This is a genomic window from Rothia endophytica (genome assembly GCF_928381505.1).
GTDB lineage: Bacteria > Actinomycetota > Actinomycetes > Actinomycetales > Micrococcaceae > Rothia > Rothia endophytica_A.
This window is the reverse complement of record NZ_CAKMSJ010000002.1, coordinates 1-20,669: the sequence shown is the minus strand read 5'-3', so window position 1 is coordinate 20,669 and position 20,669 is coordinate 1. Positions and strand designations below refer to the sequence as shown.

Here is a 20,669-nt window from a genome sequence, read left to right as displayed (position 1 = left end):
TCACCTTACGTGACAACCTTCCAGCCGCGGCCGGTGAGGTCATCAATTAGTTTTTCGTGTTCACTGGGGTTAACAGATATTTCTGCCATGCCCACGGGGGCACCGGGCGAGTGTTCCAGTCGTAAATCCTCGAGGTTGACGCCAAGCTCACCGATCTCGTGCAGTAGGCGAGATAGCGTGCCGGGGGTGTCATCCACCAGCACGGTCAGCTGGGCAAAGGCACGCGGTGCCCCGCCGTGCTTACCCGGAATGCGGGCTACACCGTGGTTGCCTTCGCTCATCAGCTGGGCAATATCAAGTCTGGACCCAGACTCTGTGGGAGCCTCAAGTGTTGAGATCAGACGCTCTAGGTCTTCCCGCACTCCGTAGAGAGTTTCGACCACAGGCTGCGCGTTGGCCGCCAAAATCTGCACCCAGAGGTTGGGGTCGGACGCCGCGATGCGGGTGGTATCGCGTAGCCCCTGCCCTGCCAGTCCGAGGGCATAGAGCGGGGTATCCTGCAGGCGGGAAGCCAGCAGGGAGGACATCACCTGGGGCACGTGAGAAATCAGTGCCACGGTGCGGTCGTGCTCACTGGCATCCAAGAAAGTTACGGTTGAGCCCAGCTCAACGGCTACCTGCTGGGCTAGTTTGACCAGTTCCCGCCGCACCAGTGGGTGCTCGCAGAGAACCCAGGGGCGGGCTGCGAAGAGTTCGCCGCGGGCCGCGACCGGCCCAGATTTCTCGCGGCCGGCCATGGGGTGAGTGCCCAGGTAACGGGTAGCGTCAGCACCAGAAGCCAGCACATCAGCTAAGATTCCAGACTTTACCGACGCCAGATCAATGACAAAGGCATGCGGGTAATCCTCCAGAGCCTTAATCACCAGTTCAGCGGTGACATCCGGAGGGGCTGCCACCACCACAAGCTGCGGTTCTAGAACGAAGCCGGCTTCAGCGTCCCACTCTTCTGCAACAGCTCGCAGGGACGTACCGGCCCCGATATCTTCAGCGACTGCCTCAACCGTCGGCGAGATATCACTGATATAGACCGTGTAGCCCAGATTACGCAACCCCAACCCGGCAGATGCTCCCAAGAGCCCCGCGCCAATCACCAGCACGGGGCCGGTCAGTGTAGCCGAGAAAGCCTTCATTACATATCCACCGATGCCAGCAGCTTGCCGATTTCTACCTTGGAGAGATTACGCACGGTGCCCTGCTTCTGTGAGCCGATGTGTAGCGGGCCCATCTCTACACGGACCAGCTTCTCGACGGGGTAGCCCACCTGCTCAAACATACGGCGGATGATGCGGTTCTTGCCGGAGTGAATGGTGACCTCAACCAGTACGTGGCCGGGGGTGGAGTCAACCAGCTTGAACTCGTCCACGCGGGTCACGCCGTCTTCAAGGCGCAGCCCCTTCTTCATGGCAGCGCCGATACCGGGTTCCATGGGGCCGGGTACCTGCACCAGGTAGGTCTTGGGCACCTCGTAGGAGGGGTGGGTCAGGCGGTTAGCCAGCTCGCCGTCGTTGGTTAGCAGGAGCAGGCCCTCAGTTTCAACGTCAAGGCGGCCCACGTGGAAGACGCGCTCGGTCATGGATGAGCGCAGGAAGTTGCTGATGCAGGGGCGGCCATCCGGGTCTTCCATGGATGATACAACACCCTTGGGCTTGTTGAAGACCATGTAGACCAGCTTGTCGTTGGTCTGGATGGTCATGCCGTCCACCTGGATGCTGACCTTGTTGGGGTCAACGCGCACGCCCAGTTCGGTGACGAGCTGGTCGTTGACGGTCACGCGGCCTTCTTCAATCATTTCTTCACAGACGCGGCGGGAAGCCACGCCGGCTGATGCCATGAGCTTCTGAAGACGCACGCCCTCGTGGTCATAGAACTCGTAGTGGTCTACCGGTGCGTTCTTGGGACGGCGCGGGCGGTGGGGCCCGAAGTTTTTGGTAGCGCGGTTATTGGGGCGGAATTCGCCCATCTCACCGGCGAAGGGCTGCCCTGAACGGAACTTGGGGCCCTTACCGGTACCGGCCTTGCGGGGGCCGCCGGGAGTGCCGGGCTTGGCGCCACGGTTGCTCTTGAAACCGCCACCGGATGAACCGCCGCGTGAGGAACCTCCGCGGCCGGAACCGCTAGGGCGCCCACCGCCGCGGTATTCGTTGCTCTTGCCGTAGCCGCGCCCTGCGCCACCACGGCCTGTGTTACCGCTTCGTCCTGAATTATTTCCATATGCCATTGTGATGACCTCTTTCTTTCATGGGTGGGCGCTTTCTGCGCCCGTTTCGTGTTCTAACCGGGCTGGCCGGTAAATCTTTAGGTGTTGGTGAGTTCTGGGTCGCTTGCTACCTGGTCCACATCGGGCAGGTAGGGAGCGAGCGCCGGTAACTGGTCGAGGGTTTCTAGCCCGAGCTTCTCCAGCAGGGTGTCAGTGGTGATGTACTGGGTGACGCCCTTTTCATCAGGCACTGTCTCGGTAATCAGCCCGCGGGTTTTGAGGTTGCGAATTGCCGCATCCACATTCACTCCGCGCACTTGCGCCACGTAGCTGCGAGTGGCAGGTTGCTGGTAGGCAAGCACGGCAAGGGTCTCCAGCGCTGCCCTGCTGAGCTTAGAGCTCTGGGCGCCCACCACGAACCGTCCCACCCAGGGCGAGAAGTCCTGCCGCGCGTAGAGCCGCCACCCTCCGGCGATACGGCGCAGTTCAAACCCTCGAGGTTCGTGCACGGTCTCACCGTCGTCATAGCCGTTGTATTCGCGGTAGAGCTGATCTAGGGCTGCCTCAACAGCACGTTCGGAGACAATCAAGGCTGCCGCAAATTCCCGTGCTGAAACGGGGACGTCTGCCACGGCTAGAATCGCTTCAATGGCGGCCTTGATCCCGCCGGGTTGAAGTTCTACCCGGGATAGCTGGTTCTCTGCTTGAACCTCTTGTTCTGCCGTAAGTTCTGAGGCTTCTTTATCCCAGGGGTTGTGTTCCCTTACCGAGGCTGGTGAAGCTTCACTAGCAGAGTCTGAGCTCTCATCCTCACTGTCAAAGCCCCACGATCCACTGTTGAGAATATCGAGGTCATTGTCAGTGTAGTCGGGGTTCTGCGCCTTATTCTCGTTCATGCGCCCTCCCTTTCCTCGTGTTCAGCAGTGGGCGGCGCGCTGACGGTGATTGGACCCAGTGTCTGCGGTTGGTCCACGAGCAGCGCTCCCTCCTTGAAGAGTTCAAGCACCGCTAAAAATCGCACGATCGCCACCTCTAGCGCAGAAGCATCGGTGATGATCTCGGTAAAGGTCACTTTGCCCCGCTCTTCTAGTTGCGCCATGATATGAGCTTCTTCGGCTGCGATAGTCGTTAGGGGTATATGTAGGTGGTCGGTCTCAACTTCGGAGCTTGGCCTCGAGGAGCCTTCTTTATCGCGTGCAGGGTTAAGCGCTGCAGCCGCAATACGTGCAAACTCTTCTGGGCTTAGGTCAAAGACAAGCTCCGGCAGCACCTTACTAAAGCGGGGGTCCAGGGCAACGGTACGGGGGAACCGGTGGGCTTCGGCAACGTACCGTTCTTCTAGAACAGCGGTCACTTCGCGGTAGGCACGGTACTGCAAGAGCCGAGCAAAGAGCAGGTCGCGTGCCTCAAGCAGGTCGGTATTAGCTGTGATGTGTGCGGCACCCGGGGGTAAAAGGCGGGCGGCCTTGAGATCCAGCAGGGTGGCTGCAGTGACCAGAAATTCGCTGGCGGTGTTAAGACCTCGGTCGGTGTCTGCATCAAAGACACCGCTGATGTAGCTGAGAAATCCATCGGTTACCTCAGCAAGTGCGATATCGGTGATATCCAGTTTCTTGCGGGTAATGAGGTGGAGCAACAGGTCAAAGGGCCCTTCAAAGTTGCTCAGGTGAAGGGCAAAGGGGGCGGACGCCGGTGTCTGCAGGGGTGCGTTGAGCTCTTGTACTGGTGTCGGTACCATCACGGCAGCGAATCTTTCTGTGTCAGTCGGCTCAGGGTGAGACCGGTTGAAACGTATCTTTCTCTATTGTGCCAACTGGCCCAGTGGCTTTCAAGGCTTAGTGAGCGATAGCTCGCCCACAGCAACCCCCTAAAGATACACCAGGACGCCCGCTGAGGCGTCCTGGTCTTGAAAGCAAGTGGTGGTAGGTTGCCCTGATGTTAGGGCGCTCCGCCCCGTGAAATGAGTTCGCGGGCCAGCTGGCGGTAGGCATCCGCGCCGGGGTGATTCGATGCGTAAGAGAGGATGGGCTCTGCGGAAACCGAGGCGTCGGGGAATTTGACGGTTCGTTTGATGACCGTGTCAAAGACCTTGTCTCCGAAGGCATCAACAATGCGGGCTAGCACCTCTTTGGAGTGCAGGGTGCGGGAATCAAACATGGTGGCCAGCACGCCGTCAATTTCCAGCTTGGGGTTGAGGCGGTCCTGCACCTTTTCGATGGAGTCCACCAGCAGGGCAACGGCACGCAAGGCAAAGAATTCGCAGATGAGCGGGATGATAACGCCGTGGCTGGCGGTCAGTGCGTTGACGGTCAGTAGCCCCAGTGAGGGCTGGCAGTCGATCAAAATGACGTCGTAGTCGTTTTCAACGGCGCGCAGGGCAGAAGCAAGAACCTGCTCACGGGCGACCTCGTTGACCAGCTGCACTTCTGCTGCCGAAAGGTCAATGTTGGCGGGCAACAGGTCGACGTTGGGCACGCCCGTTTCTAGAATGACGTCACGCACATTGACCTTGCGGTCCATCATGACGTTGTAGACAGTCAGCTCAAGTTCGTGGGGGTTGGCTCCGAAACCTGCCGAGAGCGCACCCTGGGGGTCAAAGTCCACCAGGAGAACGCGACGTCCGACTTCAGCCAGTGCAGCGCCCAGGTTGATGGTCGAGGTTGTTTTGCCGACGCCACCCTTTTGGTTCACCATCGAAATGATGCGGGCCGGGCCGTGGGTGTCAAGCGGTGCGGGGTCGGGGTAGACGCGCAGGGGGCGGCCGGTGGGGCCGAGCTGCTCTGCTCCGGTTTCAGTCACTGGTACTCACCTTTAGTTTTATTTAAACACTTTTACCCATCAGTCTACTGGGTGCGGCAAACCGAGGGTATTTATCAGAGCCTCGGCGGTTTTCGAGGACCAACGTTGCGCTCTCTGCCCGCGCCCCTTCAGCACATACAATGACCGTGCTTGCTACGGTCGAGTGTGAAGCTGAAGGCTAGACACTCGACCGTAGCAAGCACGGTCATCTCTTCGCTGATGTGCTGGGCTTACTGGGACTTAAGTACCTTGGCAATATCGTCTAGCACCGCCATATCCTCGATGGTTGAAGGGACCTTGTAGTCCTCTCCATCAGCAATCTGCCGCATGGTTTTGCGCAGAATCTTGCCTGATCGGGTTTTGGGTAGACCTTCCACGATTTTGACGTCCTTGAAGTCAGCAACCGCACCAATATCGTTGCGGACGCTGGCAATGAGCTCGCTGGCCAACTGCTCTTCACTGATGTCAGCCCCTGCCTTGAGCACCACGTAACCAGCGGGACGTTGGCCCTTGAGCTGGTCTGCAAGACCGATCACCGCACATTCCGCAACTGCCGGGTGCCCTGCCAGTACCTGTTCCATGGCACCGGTTGAAAGGCGGTGGCCCGAAACGTTGATGACGTCGTCCGTGCGTCCCATCACGAAGACGTAGCCGTCCTCGTCAATGTAGCCGCTGTCGCCGGTAGCGTAGTAGCCTTCAAAAGCTTCGAGGTAGGAGGAGATAAAGCGTTCATCGTTACCCCAGAGCGTGGGCAGGTTACCCGGAGGCATGGGGAGCTTAATGGCAAGGTTGCCTTCCTCCCCCGGGCCAACCGGCTCACCGAAGGGGTCTAGTACCTGCAGGTTATAGCCCGGGCTGGGCACTGAGGGTGAGCCAGGCTTGAGGGGTAGAGCTTCAAGCCCGCGGGGGTTAGCTGCGATAGCCCACCCGGTTTCGGTCTGCCACCAGTTATCGATTACGGGTACGCCCAGCTTCTCGGTGGCCCAGTGGTAGGTCTCGGGGTCCAGGCGTTCCCCGGCAACAAAGAGCAGTTTCAGTGAAGATGTGTCATACTCTGCCAGCAGTGAAGCCTCAGGGTCAGCTTTACGGATAGCGCGCAGGGCGGTGGGGGCGGTAAAGAGAGACTTTGCGTTCGAATCTTGAATAACGCGCCAGAAGGCGCCGGCATCGGGGGTGCCTACCGGCTTGCCTTCATAGAGCACGCTGGTGGCGCCCGCGATGAGGGGGCCGTAGACGATGTAAGAGTGCCCAACCACCCATCCGACGTCCGAGGCACACCAGAGCACCTCACCGGGGCCAACATCGTAGATGTTCTTCATGGTCCAGGCGAGGGCGACTGCATGGCCGCCGTTATCTCGCACGACGCCCTTTGGTGCGCCGGTGGTACCCGAGGTATAGAGGATGTAGAGAGGGTCGGTTGCCTTGACGGTCACCGGCTCATGGGGCTGGGCTGCTGCCATGGCATCACCTGCAGACTGCCAGGTCACCGCACCGCCGGCGTCTTTAGCCTTCTGCTCAGCTTCTTCTACCGTATGCTCGAAGCCTTCACGCTCAAAGACCAGCACTGCGCTAGGTTTGCTAGCCGATAAATCCATCGCCTTTTCTACCGCGGGGATGTACTCAATGCGACGGCGGGGTTCAACACCGCCTGAAGCGGTTACAATCACGGTGGGCGAGCAGTCATTGATGCGGGACGCCAGTTCAGCAGGTGCAAAGCCACCAAAAACCACCGAGTGGACGGCGCCCAGGCGGGCTGTTGCCAGCATGGCGACGTGAGCCTGGGGAATCATGGGCATATAAATCAGCACACGATCGCCCTTGCCTACACCGGCGTTGGCGAGCGCTCCGGCGAAAAGCTCAACATCTTTCTTGAGTTCGGCGTAGCTGATTTCTTGGCGAGTGCCCAGCATGGCTGAATCGTAGATAATTGCGGTCTGCTCGCCGCGCCCAGCGTCAACGTGCCTGTCTACTGCGTTGTAGCAGGTGTTGAGTTCACCGTCTGGGAACCAGCGGTAAATGGGTGCAGCGCTATCGTCGATGATGGTTTGAGGTTTGGTGACCCAGGTGATGTTCTCGGCTTGCTCAAGCCAGAATTTCTCTGGGTTTTCAATGCTTGCCCGGTAGGTTTCTTGGTAGGTGGTCATCGGATTACTCCTGAGGGGCGTTGGGTGGTGTGTGGCGGGAGGGTTTGAGATAAATTTAGTGCCACCCATCACAATAAGCAAGAATTTGTATACAAAATTTCAGAGTGTCTCATGTTTCCCGTAAAGATTTGCTATTCAGAAGAAATATTGGCGCTCGATGTATACAAAAGAGGTGTTTGCGTTCTATGGTGGTGTCAGCACAACACCATGTGCCGTATCACACCGAGAGGATGAGCTGATGAGAGCTAGCGATTTTGCCTACCAGAGCCTGCGCAGCGACATCATGGAGGGAATGCTCTCCCCCGGTTCTGTGATTGCAGAAGTGGAGCAGTCTGAACGGCTGGGAGTTTCACGTACACCTGTCCGTGAAGCAATCTCGCGGTTGCTTTCGGACGGCCTTGCAGAGCCAGCACCGGGGCGCGGCGTCATCGTTGCCCCTATTTCTCTTGACAATGTTTACTCGCTCTTTGAGTTGAGGGTTTCATTAGATTGCACTGCCGCTGCCCTAGCTTCCCGCCGTGGGGACCCCACCCGCTTTATGCATCTTGCTGAGCGGTTTGAACAGGCGGGTGCAGCTCTGGCTGCGAGCCAAGGGAATATTGCTGAGTACTATGCTCTGGTCGATGAGTTAGATACTGCCATTGATGCGGCGGCGGCTAACCGCTATCTCTACCAGGCTCAGTCAAGCTTACGCACTCAGCTAACCCGCATCAGGAAGCTGTCAAAGACGAACCCCGTCAGGCTGGCTCACGCCGCTGATGAACATGCCCAGATAGCCCGTTGCATTGCCTCGCAGGACGCGCAGCTGGCTGAAGCAGCCACACGTCTGCACCTGGCCAACGCACTTTTCGCTATCGAAGAGGCAGCCGCTTCCCAAGAGCAACACGGTCTCTTTGAAGTAGCTGCCCAACCCTAAATTTACCGCTGGCAGCGGAGTTGCTACCGGCGTCCACCTCTACAGAACGACATGATGAAAGAGAGATAACCCCATGACCGTCAATCACAAGGTTCGTGTTTACCGCTCAGAAGAAAACCTCCCCCGCAAAGAGCAGCTTGCCTACAAAATGGCTCAGGTTGCTACCGATCCGGTAGAGGTGCTCCCCGAGGTTGAAGAGATGGTGATTAACCGTGTCATCGACAACGCTTCGGTTGCTATCGCTTCCCTTAACCGCGGTCCTATCATTTCTGCTCGTGACCAGGCACTGACCCACGCGGCTGGCCCCGGTGGCAGCGGCGCAGGAATTTTCGGTGTGGACGCTGCCAGCAAGAAGGTCTCCCCCGAATGGGCCGCCTGGGCCAACGGCGTTGCGGTCCGCGAACTGGACTACCACGACACCTTCCTGGCAGCTGAGTACTCTCACCCCGGCGATAACATTCCCCCGATTCTGGCAGTTGCCCAGCACGTGGGTAGCAACGGTCGCGACCTCATCCGCGGTATCGCTACCGGTTACGAGATTCAGGTAGACCTGGTGAAGGCGATCTGCCTGCACAAGCACAAGATTGACCACGTGGCCCACATTGGCCCCTCAGCGTCAGCCGGTATCGGCACTCTGCTGGGTCTGGACACCGAGACCATCTTCCAGGCCATCGGCCAGGGTCTGCACACCACCACCGCTACCCGCCAGTCCCGCAAGGGCGAAATCTCAACGTGGAAGGCACATGCCCCCGCCTTCGCCGGAAAGATGGCTGTTGAGGCCGTTGACCGTGCTATGCGTGGTCAGACTTCCCCTGTTCCCATCTACGAAGGCGAAGACGGCGTCATCGCTTGGATGCTTGATGGCCCCGATGCCCGCTACGAAGTGCCCCTGCCCGAGGCAGGCGAAGCCAAGCGAGCAATCCTGGATACCTACACCAAGGAACACTCAGCGGAGTACCAGGCACAGGCATGGATCGACCTGGCACGTAAGCTCAACCGCGAACACCCCGAGTTCGCTAACCCCGAGAACATCGAATCTATCGTGCTGCACACCAGCCACCACACCCACTACGTCATTGGCTCGGGCGCTAATGACCCCCAGAAGTACGATCCCACCGCTACCCGCGAGACCCTGGATCATTCCATCCCCTACATCTTCACCGTCATGCTGCAGGACGGCGAGTGGGACCACGTTGGCTCCTACGCTCCCGAGCGTGCCCAGCGGGCGGACACCGTAGCTCTCTGGCACAAGGTCACCACCGCTGAGGACGCCGAGTGGACCCGCCGCTACCACTCCAACGACGTTGCAGAAAAGGCATTCGGCGGCCGCGTAGAAATCAAGCTCACCAACGGCGAGACCTTCAGCGAGGAAATCGCTGTTGCTGACGCACATCCCCTGGGTGCCCACCCCTTCGCTCGCAAGGACTACATCGGTAAGTTCCGCAAGCTGGCTGAGGGTAAGGTTTCTGAGGCTGAGCAGGATCGCTTCCTGGAAGCAGCAGAGAACCTGGCTAATCTCAAGGACGGCGAGCTGGACGCTCTAAACATCACCGCTAGCATCGAGCTGGAAACCGGTAAGGGAGGTATCTTCTAATGCTGTACGCCCAGAAAACCCCTGCTCAAAAGCGCGTAGATCTCCGCACAATGCTGGCAACTGGTGATATCAAGCAGTTCCCGGGTGCTTACACCCCCATCTCTGCTCGCCTGATTGAAGAGAAGAACTTTGACGGTGTCTATATCTCGGGTGCTGTACTTGCCAACGAGCTGGGTTTCCCCGACGTCGGGCTAACTACCCTCTCTGAGGTTGCCCAGCGCGCCGGGCAGATTGCCCGCGTGACCAACCTACCCGCCATCGTGGACGCTGACACCGGCTTCGGTGAGCCCATGAACGTTGCCCGCACCATTCAAGAATTTGAAGAGTATGGGCTGGCTGGTTGCCACATTGAGGACCAGTTCAACCCCAAGCGCTGCGGCCACCTGGATAACAAGAACATGGTTGATCTTGAAACCGCTACGAAGCGTATTAGAGCAGCGGCCGAAGCCCGCAGGGATCCCAACTTCCTCATTATGGCCCGCACCGACCTACGCGGTACGTCCTCACTTGAAGAGACCATCGACCGTATCAAGGCTCTGGTGGACGCCGGCGCCGATGCAATCTTCCCAGAAGCCATGAAGGATCTCAGCGAGTTTGAGGCTGTGTGCAAAGCGGTTGATGTGCCGGTTCTAGCCAACATGACGGAGTTTGGTAAGAGCGAGCTCTTCACCAAGGAGCAGCTAGCCGCCGTAGGTATCAACATGATCATCTACCCCGTCACCCTGCTGCGCTCCTCACTGGGAGCAATGGAAGGCGTCCTGGACACCATCGCCTCAACGGGCACCCAGGAGGGTTACGTCGATAAGATGCTGACCCGCGCCCGCCTCTACGACCTCGTTGATTACGAGGCCTACAACCAGTTCGATACAGGTATCTTCAACTTTGAGGTCCCCGACCTGTTCAAATCCTAGCGGTTCCTCGCCCCAGCGTCCGCCCGGTATCAACGCTCGGCCGGGCGGACGCCTCCACTTTCGAGCACTGACAGATTCAAAGGAGAAACCCATGTCAGAACAGTTGGACGTCAAGCGCGGACTAGCCGGCGTCGTTGCCGACTACACCGCTGTTTCCAAGGTCAACGCTGAGACCAATTCCCTGCTCTACCGCGGTTACCCGGTGCAGCAGCTCGCTGAGGTCCCTTTTGAAAAGGTAGCCCTCCTCCTCTGGAACGGTGAGCTTCCCACCGCTGAACAGCTAGAAGAATTTACCGCTTTCGAGCGCAGCCACCGTGCGCTCTCCCACGGTCTCAAAGCTGTCATCGATGCTTTGCCCATCGACTGCCACCCCATGGATGTCTGCCGTACCGCAACATCCTTCCTGGGTGCTACCGATCCGCAGAGCGAAGACCTTTCCCCCGAAAATGAGCTGCGCAAGGCGTGGGAACTCTTTGCCGCCATGCCGGCTGTAGTCTGCTACGACCAGCGCCGCCGCCGGGGCCAGGATGTTATCGAGCCTCGCGAGGACCTGGACTACTGTGACAACTTCCTCTACATGGCCTTCGGTGAGGTACCCGTAGCCGAGGTCAAGACCGCTTTCAACGTTTCCATGGTCATGTACGCTGAGCACTCCTTCAACGCCTCGACCTTTACTGCCCGCGTCATCACCTCTTCGCTGTCTGACCTCCACTCCGCAGTCACCGGTGCCATCGGCGCTCTCAAGGGCCCTCTGCACGGCGGTGCGAATGAAGCAGTCCAGCACACCTTTGATGAAATCGGTGTGATTGACGGTGAGAGCGAAGCTGACGCCAAGACACGCGCAAAGGCCTGGATGGACGCCGCACTGGCCGAAAAGAAGAAGGTCATGGGCTTTGGGCACCGCGTCTATAAGAACGGTGACTCCCGTGTGCCCACCATGCAAAAGTCCTTCTTTGACATGGTCGAATACTACGGCCGCCAGGACATCATTGGCCTCTACCAGGGTCTTGCTGAAGCCATGGACGAGGCCAAGGGAATAAAGCCCAACCTGGACTACCCCGCTGGCCCCACCTACCATCTGATGGGCTTCGATACCCCCACGTTCACTCCCATCTTCGTCTGCTCCCGCATCACCGGCTGGACGGCGCATGTGCTGGAACAGCGCGCTAACAACTCGCTGATTCGCCCGCTCTCTGCCTACAACGGTGTTGAAGAGCGACAGCTACCCTAGCGTGATGTTCTAGTCTCAAACCGCGGTGCCCCATGACGTGAAAGTTCATGGGCTCCGCGGTTTTATTGTGCCCGGGGGTGGCTAGCAGCAAAGACTTCGCGCAGAGTATCAGCGGTGACCTTGGTGTAAACCTGGGTGGTGGTGACCGAGGCATGCCCCAAAAGTTCCTGGACCACACGAATATCAGCGCCGCCTTCAAGCAGGTGGGTGGCGAAGGAATGACGCAGGGTGTGGGGCGAAATCTCACCCGGTAGCTTGGCACGTTCAGCGTGTTTTTTGAGAATGAGATACGCTCCCTGACGCGTCAGCCTGCCCCCCCGAGCATTCAGGAAGAGAGCCGGGGTGCCCTTACCTTTGGAAGCTAGTGAGGGCCGCGAGCGCACTCGATAGTCCTCAATCGCTCTGGCTGCGTAGGATCCAACGGGGACTACCCGCTCTTTGTTCCCTTTGCCAAAAATGCGGGCAACAGCGGGAACACTGGCAGTGCTCTCTGTACCATCGTTCTCGGTCTCCCTGTCAAAGACCACGTCATCTAAGTCAACATTGATGACTTCAGAAATACGTGCGCCGGTGGAATAGAGAAACTCTAGAATAGCTCGGTCCCTCAGCCCAACCTCAGTGGTGATATCAGGAGCTTCGAGCAGGCGAGTCACCTGCTCTACGGGGATTGCCTTGGGCAGGCGCGCCCCCGGCGTCGGCGGCTGGACACCCGCCGCAGGGTCAAACGCTGTAACGTTCTCTCGCAACCAGAATTTATGGGCGCCTCTCACCCCCACGATGATACGGGCGATAGAGCGCTGGCTCAGCGGTTTACCTGATGCTGAGGGGGCCTCAGCACAAGCTACGGCAAAGTCCCGCACGTGTTTTTTGGTGATGGACCGCGGGGCAATAACCCCCACACTTGCCAGGTAATCCCGGTAACGGTGTAAATCCCGCCCGTAGGCGGCAAGGGTGTTCTCAGCCAGGCCACGTTCTAGCCCAAGGTACTGAAGGTAGCTTTCGATGGAGCGTTCAAGCTCCGTGGGTTGGGCTTGAGCCACTAGCGCAGGTTCCCCAACGAACCGCGGGTATCGGGGTCTCGCAGGTAGGGGTGAGCAGGCCAGGGTGCATCCGCCGGGGTCAGGGTTTCAAAGTTGCTCAGGGACGCAGCATGAGCAGCCAGGACACCCATGATCGTGCTGGGTGAGTGCAGTCTTGCCGCCAAGATTGCGGGTACGACCTCGTCCATGTCAAACCAGCGGGCCACAATTTCAGCTTCCTCACCCTCGCGCTCCTGCTTCTCTTCATGGGGAATTTCGCTAATGCCTCGGGCCAGGAAAACCCTGTTAGCTTCAGTAGAGCAACCCGGCGAGTTATGGTACTCCATGAGAGTATCCCAGCGCTCGGCTTGCAAGAAGGTTTCCTCGGCTAGCTCACGCCGAGCTGCGGTCAGTGGCTCCTCACCGGCGATATCGAGCATGCCTGCAGGGATTTCCCATAAGTTCATACCCACTGGCTGGCGGTACTGGTTAATTAAAAGCACCTGGTTCTTCTCATTGAGCACCACGGTAGCCACCGCGCCGGGGTGGGTAATGTAGTCACGCCCCATCGATTCCCCGTCCTCGGTGAGGGAGAAGTCATCGCGCACCACGTCCCAAATGAAGCCCTCGAACTTGGTCTCGGACTTCTGAACGAAACGTGGGTTCACCACATCGGCTACCGTCTTCTGGTCGACTGCCTCCTGACGGGCGTCAATACGCGGCGCTGTGCCGTCCTTACGGGTTACCTTCTGCTTCATAGCTTCTCCTTATCAAACGTCTGCTGGCCTGATGGGCAATCTCTAGCCCATGACCTTAGAGCTGCCCGGCTGCTTCCAGTAGCTCGCGGGCGTGCTCTTGAGCAGATGCTGACTGATCGTGCCCCGAGAGCATGCGGGCCAGCTCAACCACGCGTTCTTCGGTGGAGAGCACATTCACCTTGGACAGTGAAGCATCATCATTTTTAAGCACCAGGATGTGCTGGTCAGCGAAAGCTGCAACCTGCGGCAAATGGGTCACCACCAGCACCTGAACGTTCTTGGCTAGCATAGCCAGGCGTCGGCCAATCTCGATAGCAGCCTTACCGCCTACACCAGAGTCAACCTCATCGAAAATAAAGGTGGGTACCGGGTCCACCTCCGAGAGTACTACCTCAAGCGCAAGCATGACGCGGGACAGTTCACCGCCTGATGCACCCTTGCCCAGGGGCCGTGGAACAGCCTGGCGGTGGGGCGCCAGCATAAAGGTCACAGTATCTTTACCGAAGCGGTTGAACTTCTCGGTTTCTTCGACCTCTACCACCAACGAAGCGTTGGGCATAGCAAGGGCAGTTAGCTCCTCGCTAACGGCAGCAGCTAGCTTTGAGGCAGCTTTACGGCGTAGACCCATCAGTACCTGTGCCTGCTCCCCCAGGGTTTCACGCAGGTCACGCAATTCAGCTTCCAGGGTTTCCTGGCGTGCCGGATCATCGCTGAGAGTATCAAGACGGGCACGTGATTCTTCAGCCCAGGCCAGTACCTCTGCGATGTCTGCCCCGTACTTGCGGGTGAGACCTTTGAGCTGGGCACGTCGGTGCTCTACTTCTGCCAGGCGTTCAGGGCCCTCAGAATCGAGACCGGAGGTGTAGGCTGAGACCTCTTCGGCAATGTCGGTGATGTGAATCAACGCTTCATTGAGACGATCAGAAAGAGTTTTGAGATCCTCGTCAGCATCCGATTCAGACGCCAGCGCGGTGCGGGCTGAGTCCAGCAGTCCCAGTACGTTAGGGGCATCCGCGTCCCCGTATTCGGTACCGGTCAGAGCAGTCGAAGCCGTGGTGGCTGCCAGACGTAGGGACTCAACGTTGGTGAGCTTCTGACTTTCAGCGTGTAGAGCCTCATCCTCGCCTTCAAGGGGGTTAACGCTGTCAATTTCAGCAAGAGCACCCTGTAAAGTCTGTGCTTCTAAAGCGCGGGCGCGAGTATTTTCTCGCACGTCTCGCAGCTCACCGGCAGCCTGCTTGAAACGTTCGTAGTTCTTTTCGTATTTTGCGAGCACACTTTCAAGTTTTTTACCGGCATAAGAATCTAGGGCATGGCGCTGCTCGGCTGAAGATTTGAGGCGTAACTGGTCTGACTGACCGTGCACTGCCACCAGAGTATGCCCGATATCAGCTAGGGTTCCAATAGGGGCTGAAACGCCGCCTACATGGGCACGAGAGCGCCCCGAAGCGTTAACGGTTCTCGCTAAGAGCAGTTCGTGAGATCCGTCTTCCAATTCCTCAGTTGATCCCCCAGCGTCATCGGCTAGGCCAATGGCTCTGTGCCCCGCTGGCAGTTTGATGACGGCTTCTGCCAAAGCACTAGAGGCCCCATTACGCACGCTGGAAGCATCAGAACGTGCCCCCAGTAGCATCCCCAGCGCGGTAACTACCATGGTCTTACCAGCGCCAGTCTCACCGGTCAGCACTGAGAAGCCTGGTTCTAGGGGAAGGCGGGCATCGGTGATGACACCTAAATCTCGCAGATGAATTTCTTCAATCAAGGGCTAAACTCCTGGGTTAGGCGGCTAATGGGCAGGGCCGAGGTGGCAGGGCTAGCGGTGTTGGGGCCACGCCAGCCGGTAGTAGGTAGCTCGAACTTTCGAACCAGGCGCTCTGAGAAGGGAGCCGGGTGCATGCGGGCAAGACGCACCGGTTTGGACGACCGTGTCACCTCGATACGTGCCCCGGGCGGTAGATCACGGGTCCGGCGTCCGTCGCACCAGAGCACACCTTCAGCACCGTTGGTGGGCAAGAGTTCAACCGCCATCATAGAGGTCGGGGCAGTCACCAGTGGCCGCGCAAAGAGCGCATGGGCAGATAAGGGAACCATGAGCATGGCTTCAACACTGGGCCAGATAATAGGCCCTCCCCCAGAGAAGGCATAGGCAGTTGAGCCTGTGGGCGTTGCCAGCACCACTCCGTCACATCCAAAGCTTGAGAGCGGGCGGCGATCCACCTCGATGACCACTTCAATCATTTTCTGGCGGTTCCCTTTTTCAACGCTGGCCTCGTTCAGTGCCCAGGTGTCGAGGATTTTTTCCCCGCCCTTCCAGACCTTAACGTCGATGGCCATGCGCTCTTCAACGGTATAGTTGCCAGAGACAATGCGGTCTACTGTCTCAGCGAGGTCAAATTCTTCCGCTTCAGCGAGGAAGCCAACATGCCCCAGGTTGACGCCCACCAGGGGAATTTGGGTGTGACGAATCATCTCAGCTGCGCGCAGGATAGAACCATCTCCACCCAGCACCACGCCCAGTTCAATCTCGTTCAGAGCAACACTTTCGTGTGCCACGGCGACGGGCACAGGGTTCTGCCATCTCTGGGTAAGAGCTTCAAGGTCTGCCCGGTTCATCACCGGCACCAAACCCGCCGCATGCAGCTGGGCACAGGCAGCACGAGCAGCGTCGCGGGCTTCACTTCGCCCGGTATGGGCAAAAACTAAAATTTTGCGGGTATCGCTACCGTCTATGAGCGCGGGGGCAATCGTTTCATTCACAGTTTTAGGCTAGCTGAAAGTAGTTCTTTTTTCCTCACTAGAAACACAAAAACACCGAAATTTTCGAACACTTATTCGAAACTTCGGTGTTTTGGTGTGTTACTCAGGTTTGTGGCACCAGAGGAAAAACTCGACATTACCGTCTTGGCCGGGCAGCGAGCTCTCTTCTTGCCCCTTGATCACCAGTCCGTATTCTTCGGCACAGGCCCGCACCGAGTCAACAGCGTCCTGGCGTGCTTGCGGGTCTGTGACCACGCCGCCCTTTCCCACACGGGCGCTCCCGACCTCGAACTGTGGCTTTACCATCAGCACAAGATCTCCGCCTGCACGGGTCACAGCTGATAGAGGTTCAATCACCTTGGTGAGAGAGATGAAAGATAGGTCGGTGACCGTCAGGTCCACCTGACCACCGATATCTTCTGAGTCCATATGGCGCACGTTCATACCCTCATACACATCAACTTTGGGGTGTTCCCGTAGCTCAGGTACAAGCTGACTATGCCCGACGTCCACCGCGGCTACAATGGCAGCTCCCCTCCGCAGTAGCACGTCAGTGAAACCGCCGGTTGATGCACCGGCGTCCAAACAGCGCTTGCCCTCCACGGTTATTCCCGTAAAGGTATCGAGAGCACCGGCCAGTTTATGCCCGGCACGGCTGACATACTCGGTCAGCTCACTGCGGGTGATGCTGACAGTATCGCCCTCCCGCACTTTTTGGCCTGCCTTGCTGGCAGGGTGACCGTTGACGTTCACCAGATGAGCGTCAATCATCTTGATTGCCAGGGTGCGAGAACGGGCAATACCCGCCTGCACCATGTAGTGGTCAAGTCTCATATTGCCCGTTTCCTTATGTGGTGTATTAGCTTCAGCGGCTAGTTGAGGCTTTCCTGCAGCTCTTCCGCTAACCTGGCGTAACGGTCGATTCGTTCGCTGGGGTCTAGTGCCAGGGCTGCTTCTAAAGCGGCTTCAAATTCAGGGTCTAGCTCTACGCTAGTCTCTTCCTTAGCCACGGTTGAATACCTCGGGAGCTTTGGGAGCGTCATGTACGTCCGGGTGGGCTGCCCACCAGGCTGCACAGGCAACTCGCCAGCTGTCGACTTCCGTACCGGCTCCACTAAGAGTCAGGTCGTTCCCCTTCACCTCAGCAACAAAGCCAGCGGCTTCTGCTCTTGCTCCAGTAGGCGTAATCTCCACACCTATCTGCGGATAGGGCTCAAAAAAGGCGTCCAGGGTTTCAATAATGTAAGTCGGACGCTCGATCGTGATTGCCGCCAGCACCGATTGGTAGGTATCGACACCGGTCATCACCATAGCGGTTGCTATTTGTGCCCTATTACCACCTTGAATATCGGTATCCAACCGGTCGCCAACAACCACCGGACTGGTTGAGCCCAGCTTTTGCGCAGCAGTAGTAGTAAAAATCGGTGACTCGGGCTTACCTGCCACCTGGGGCTTACGCCCGGTGGCTGTGGCAACTGCGCCGACGAGTGTGCCATTTCCCGGAGCGATACCGCGCTCCTTGGGGATAGTGAAATCCGTATTGGAGGCAACCCAGAGCACAGATTCATCGGCCAGGGTGTAAGCCGCCTCAGCGAGATCTTCCCAGACCATCTTGGGGTTAAAGCCCTGGGCTACGGCGACCGGCTCATCCTGCTGCGATCGAACCGGGGTAAGACCGGCAGCTTGAACGCAGTCCGCCAACGCCTGGGCACCGGTGATCAGCACCTTAGCGTTAGCGGGCAGTTGCGCAGCCAAGAGCTCAGCCGCCGCCTGAGCAGAGCTGATGACGTGTTCAGCGTCAGTCTTGACGCCCAGCTCCACCAGGTGCTCAGCAACAGCATCAACGCTGCGTGAAGCATTATTAGTCACAAAAGCAACCTGAACCCCGGCGTCCTGAGCACGGTTGAGCGCCTCAGGTGCCCCTTCGATAGCGAAAGGGCCAGCGTAAACTACGCCATCAAGGTCAGAAAGAATCGCATCGTGGGCTTCGATCAGGCTCTTAGTCACGGCTATCGTCCGCTTCAACAGCAAAAAGGGAATCTTCAGCTGCCTGCTCTTCGGTTACGGTCTGCTCCACAGCGGACTGTGCAAGTGCGGCATCTAGTTGCTCTTCGTCATCTTCAACGCCATCAACGGGTTCAGTTTCTTCCCCCAACAGTTCGGCTACTTCGTCTTCGACGCTGGGCTCTTCAGCAACCTCGTGCTCAGCGCCCTCAGCCTGGTCTTCATCTTCCAGGTCAATAGCTACCTCTTCGGGCTCGAACAGGTCGTCCTCAGTAAAGATATCGAAGATTTCAGGTTCAGCGAATTCTCCCTGGCCCAAAGCTGCTTCAGTGACCACGGCTAAACGAGCCCAACGGCGTGCTTCAGCAACCCGGCCGTCCTCTTCCAGAAGATCGGCATAGGCCTCAAACAGACGGGGTGAGTATTCAAAGCCGCGCTTAGAATCCAGTTCGGGGATTTCTAGAGCGCTAATTGCTTTTTTGAGTTCGCCGGCGTCATGGTGAATACCGGAAACCACGATAGCAACCTCTGCGCGTACAGCAGCTGGTACTTCTTCGTCCTTAGCTTCTTCAGCTAGGGTAAGTGCTTTCTCCATACGGCCCAGGGCGCGCTCACAGTCCACCATGAGTGCCAGGTGATCATTGGAGCCGGAGATTCGACGGTGAGTGCGCAATTCACGGAGGCACAGCTCGTAGTCGTCAGCAGCGTAAGCAGCAACGCCCACTACTTCACGCACCAGTCCGATGCGGCCAGCTCGCTTCGAAGCTGCAACAGCGTGCTTTAGAGCGAACTCAGGGTCAATATCAATGTAGCGCCCTACCATCACCAGGTGCTTGGCTACGCCTTCAGCGTTTTGAGCTTCGAGCTGGCGCAGTGCACGCAGGGTCCAGTTTTCAAGTTCCTGGCCCGTTACATCGGTGTCAATTTCAGGTGAGCTACGGTGGAAACCTGTGGCAGGTGCCTGAGCAGCGTCATCACGCTTAAATTCCTTGCGAGGGCCCTTATCGAAGCTGCGGTCATCACGACGGTTTGAATCTCGGCCACCGCGGTCGTCAAAACGCTTGGGCCCGCGCTCATTACGGTTGTTGTTGTAGGAGCGGTTGCCGCCGCGGTTATTGCGGCTGCCGTAGGAACGCTCACCGTCATTGCGGTCTCCCCGATCGTCAAAACGCTTAGGACCGCGGTCATCACGGAAGTTACGCTCACCGTCAGAACGGCGGTTACCAAAACCACCGCGATCGTCACGACGATCAGAACGATCATTACGACGATCACCAAAGCCACCACGGTTGCCGTAGGAGCGCTCACCATCGTTGCGGCGTCCACCGACACCACCACGGTTATCACGGTCATTGCGCTGGGTTCCGTCGTTTGAACTACGGCGTCTACCGAAGCCGCCTTGGAAGTCTCTATCGTCTACGCGATCCTCACGGCGCTGACCATAACCGCCACGATCATTACGATCATAGTTGCGACCGCCACGGTCACCACGGAAGTTACGCTCACCATCGGAACGACGGTTACCAAAACCTCCACGGTCATCACGACCCCCGTAGTTGCGCTCACCATCGTTGCGGCGCCCTCCGAAACCACGGTCATCACGACGATCCGAACGATCATTACGGCCATTACCGTAGGAACGGTTCCGACCTGATGAGTGGCGATCGCTGCTCTTCTTGTATCCATCGCGCTTGTTATCTGAGTGGTTACGTGAGTAGTCAGCCAAGTATGCTCCTCTAAAATTCTTATGTTAAGGCTCTTTTCTAAGAGCCTGTTATTGTGCACTAATTCCAAGTGTATCGGGCGCCTGTGCCCATGCGTAGGTGGGGTCCCCTGGTTTTGATGCGTTTTCAGGCACATGGTTATTACTTGCACCTTTAAACGAAAATGGCTCATCCCCTATCGAGGAAGAGCCAGCCTAAATATCCCAATTAGAAAGAGGTAGCATATCTCATTATCTACCCCTTTAAGTAAAATAGCTCCCGCCCTCAGGGGGCAGGAGCTACTTATCTAAAATAATTGCGGCGGTGACCTACTCTCCCACACCGTCACCAGTGCAGTACCATCAGCGCAAAGAGCCTTAACTTCCGGGTTCGGAATGGAACCGGGTGTTTCCCTCTTGCTATAACCACCGCAAACCTGCGAGATTGTTACCTCAAAACCATACAGTGGACGCAAACACCAACAAACAATCAGCCAACACCAAGAAAAAAATGTAAGCCTTCGGACTATTAGTACCAGTCAACTCCACAGGAATTCCCCGCGTCCATACCTGGCCTATCAACCCCATCATCTATAGGGATCCTCACACACCCAAATGGTGCTAGGAAATCTCATCT

General features: G+C 57.8%; 18 protein-coding genes and 2 rRNA genes. 4 read left to right on the top strand and 16 right to left on the bottom strand.

All coding sequences use genetic code 11. The annotated features are described in order from the left end of the window. Positions 1-5: 5 nt before the first annotated feature. The 6 genes from L6990_RS02235 to L6990_RS02210 all read right to left on the bottom strand — a co-directional run bounded on the left by L6990_RS02235 (position 6) and on the right by L6990_RS02210 (position 7,140). Positions 6-1,130, bottom strand: a complete 1,125-nt coding sequence (locus tag L6990_RS02235) for a prephenate dehydrogenase (protein ID WP_237202452.1) — start codon at positions 1,128-1,130, stop codon at positions 6-8. Continuing rightward, positions 1,130-2,218, bottom strand: a complete 1,089-nt coding sequence (locus L6990_RS02230; RefSeq protein WP_237202451.1) for a pseudouridine synthase — start codon at positions 2,216-2,218, stop codon at positions 1,130-1,132. The genes L6990_RS02235 and L6990_RS02230 overlap by 1 nt, the downstream gene beginning before the upstream one ends. Before the next feature lie 77 nt (positions 2,219-2,295). After that, the gene (gene scpB, locus L6990_RS02225; RefSeq protein WP_237202450.1) at positions 2,296-3,093 is read right to left on the bottom strand and encodes an SMC-Scp complex subunit ScpB; all 798 of its coding nucleotides are present in this window, start codon (positions 3,091-3,093) and stop codon (positions 2,296-2,298) included. Next, complete coding sequence (locus L6990_RS02220) at positions 3,090-3,935, bottom strand: segregation and condensation protein A (RefSeq protein ID WP_237202747.1); 846 nt, start codon at positions 3,933-3,935, stop codon at positions 3,090-3,092. Before L6990_RS02220 ends, scpB begins: the two co-directional genes overlap by 4 nt. Before the next feature lie 200 nt (positions 3,936-4,135). Continuing rightward, positions 4,136-4,996: a ParA family protein gene (locus L6990_RS02215; RefSeq protein ID WP_237202449.1), complete on the bottom strand. Its 861-nt coding sequence runs from the start codon at positions 4,994-4,996 to the stop codon at positions 4,136-4,138. Positions 4,997-5,226: 230 nt separating this feature from the next. Next, a complete protein-coding gene (locus L6990_RS02210; RefSeq protein ID WP_237202448.1) occupies positions 5,227-7,140 on the bottom strand; it encodes a propionyl-CoA synthetase in 1,914 nt (637 codons plus the stop codon). Positions 7,141-7,378: 238 nt separating this feature from the next. On the opposite strand from L6990_RS02210, the gene L6990_RS02205 reads away from it, so the two are divergent. The 4 genes from L6990_RS02205 (at position 7,379) to L6990_RS02190 (ending at position 11,792) form a co-directional block, all read left to right on the top strand. Beyond that, positions 7,379-8,056: a GntR family transcriptional regulator gene (locus tag L6990_RS02205; RefSeq protein ID WP_237202447.1), complete on the top strand. Its 678-nt coding sequence runs from the start codon at positions 7,379-7,381 to the stop codon at positions 8,054-8,056. A gap of 73 nt (positions 8,057-8,129) precedes the next feature. Beyond that, positions 8,130-9,650 carry an MmgE/PrpD family protein gene (locus L6990_RS02200; RefSeq protein WP_237202446.1) on the top strand — a complete coding sequence of 507 codons (1,521 nt, stop codon included), beginning with the start codon at positions 8,130-8,132 and terminating at the stop codon, positions 9,648-9,650. Then, positions 9,650-10,561 carry a methylisocitrate lyase gene (gene prpB / locus L6990_RS02195; RefSeq protein WP_237202445.1) on the top strand — a complete coding sequence of 304 codons (912 nt, stop codon included), beginning with the start codon at positions 9,650-9,652 and terminating at the stop codon, positions 10,559-10,561. The genes L6990_RS02200 and prpB overlap by 1 nt, the downstream gene beginning before the upstream one ends. 91 nt (positions 10,562-10,652) lie before the next feature. Beyond that, complete coding sequence (locus L6990_RS02190; RefSeq protein ID WP_237202444.1) at positions 10,653-11,792, top strand: bifunctional 2-methylcitrate synthase/citrate synthase; 1,140 nt, start codon at positions 10,653-10,655, stop codon at positions 11,790-11,792. Positions 11,793-11,854: 62 nt separating this feature from the next. Here the strand turns inward: L6990_RS02190 and L6990_RS02185 are convergent, their stop codons facing one another. From L6990_RS02185 to L6990_RS02140, 10 genes are all read right to left on the bottom strand, one after another. Then, the gene (locus L6990_RS02185; protein WP_237202443.1) at positions 11,855-12,832 is read right to left on the bottom strand and encodes a site-specific tyrosine recombinase XerD; all 978 of its coding nucleotides are present in this window, start codon (positions 12,830-12,832) and stop codon (positions 11,855-11,857) included. Further along, positions 12,832-13,569 carry an NUDIX domain-containing protein gene (locus L6990_RS02180; protein ID WP_237202442.1) on the bottom strand — a complete coding sequence of 246 codons (738 nt, stop codon included), beginning with the start codon at positions 13,567-13,569 and terminating at the stop codon, positions 12,832-12,834. The genes L6990_RS02185 and L6990_RS02180 overlap by 1 nt, the downstream gene beginning before the upstream one ends. Before the next feature lie 55 nt (positions 13,570-13,624). Continuing rightward, entirely contained in the window at positions 13,625-15,331 is a 1,707-nt protein-coding gene (recN, locus tag L6990_RS02175; RefSeq protein ID WP_237202441.1) for a DNA repair protein RecN, read from the bottom strand. After that, complete coding sequence (locus tag L6990_RS02170; protein WP_440480478.1) at positions 15,328-16,326, bottom strand: NAD kinase; 999 nt, start codon at positions 16,324-16,326, stop codon at positions 15,328-15,330. Before L6990_RS02170 ends, recN begins: the two co-directional genes overlap by 4 nt. A 99-nt stretch (positions 16,327-16,425) precedes the next feature. Next, entirely contained in the window at positions 16,426-17,160 is a 735-nt protein-coding gene (locus tag L6990_RS02165; RefSeq protein WP_237202440.1) for a TlyA family RNA methyltransferase, read from the bottom strand. 38 nt (positions 17,161-17,198) lie between these two features. After that, a complete protein-coding gene (locus L6990_RS02160) occupies positions 17,199-17,336 on the bottom strand; it encodes a GTPase (RefSeq protein WP_237202439.1) in 138 nt (45 codons plus the stop codon). Then, complete coding sequence (locus tag L6990_RS02155) at positions 17,329-18,333, bottom strand: HAD-IIA family hydrolase (protein WP_237202438.1); 1,005 nt, start codon at positions 18,331-18,333, stop codon at positions 17,329-17,331. The genes L6990_RS02160 and L6990_RS02155 overlap by 8 nt, the downstream gene beginning before the upstream one ends. Further along, complete coding sequence (locus tag L6990_RS02150) at positions 18,326-20,056, bottom strand: hypothetical protein (RefSeq protein ID WP_237202437.1); 1,731 nt, start codon at positions 20,054-20,056, stop codon at positions 18,326-18,328. Before L6990_RS02150 ends, L6990_RS02155 begins: the two co-directional genes overlap by 8 nt. A 293-nt stretch (positions 20,057-20,349) precedes the next feature. Continuing rightward, positions 20,350-20,466: ribosomal RNA gene (rrf, locus tag L6990_RS02145) — 5S ribosomal RNA — on the bottom strand. A gap of 75 nt (positions 20,467-20,541) precedes the next feature. Continuing rightward, positions 20,542-20,669 (bottom strand): 23S ribosomal RNA (locus L6990_RS02140); the annotation flags it as partial.

Bases quoted from the DNA above. Each gene is read 5' to 3' on its own strand.
- L6990_RS02235 (WP_237202452.1), bottom strand. From the start codon at position 1,130: ATGAAGGCTTTCTCGGCTACACTGACCGGCCCCGTGCTGGTGATTGGC.
- L6990_RS02230 (WP_237202451.1), bottom strand. From the start codon at position 2,218: ATGGCATATGGAAATAATTCAGGACGAAGCGGTAACACAGGCCGTGGT.
- scpB (WP_237202450.1), bottom strand. From the start codon at position 3,093: ATGAACGAGAATAAGGCGCAGAACCCCGACTACACTGACAATGACCTC.
- L6990_RS02220 (WP_237202747.1), bottom strand. From the start codon at position 3,935: ATGGTACCGACACCAGTACAAGAGCTCAACGCACCCCTGCAGACACCG.
- L6990_RS02210 (WP_237202448.1), bottom strand. From the start codon at position 7,140: ATGACCACCTACCAAGAAACCTACCGGGCAAGCATTGAAAACCCAGAG.
- L6990_RS02205 (WP_237202447.1), top strand. From the start codon at position 7,379: ATGAGAGCTAGCGATTTTGCCTACCAGAGCCTGCGCAGCGACATCATG.
- L6990_RS02200 (WP_237202446.1), top strand. From the start codon at position 8,130: ATGACCGTCAATCACAAGGTTCGTGTTTACCGCTCAGAAGAAAACCTC.
- prpB (WP_237202445.1), top strand. From the start codon at position 9,650: ATGCTGTACGCCCAGAAAACCCCTGCTCAAAAGCGCGTAGATCTCCGC.
- L6990_RS02190 (WP_237202444.1), top strand. From the start codon at position 10,653: ATGTCAGAACAGTTGGACGTCAAGCGCGGACTAGCCGGCGTCGTTGCC.
- L6990_RS02180 (WP_237202442.1), bottom strand. From the start codon at position 13,569: ATGAAGCAGAAGGTAACCCGTAAGGACGGCACAGCGCCGCGTATTGAC.
- L6990_RS02165 (WP_237202440.1), bottom strand. From the start codon at position 17,160: ATGAGACTTGACCACTACATGGTGCAGGCGGGTATTGCCCGTTCTCGC.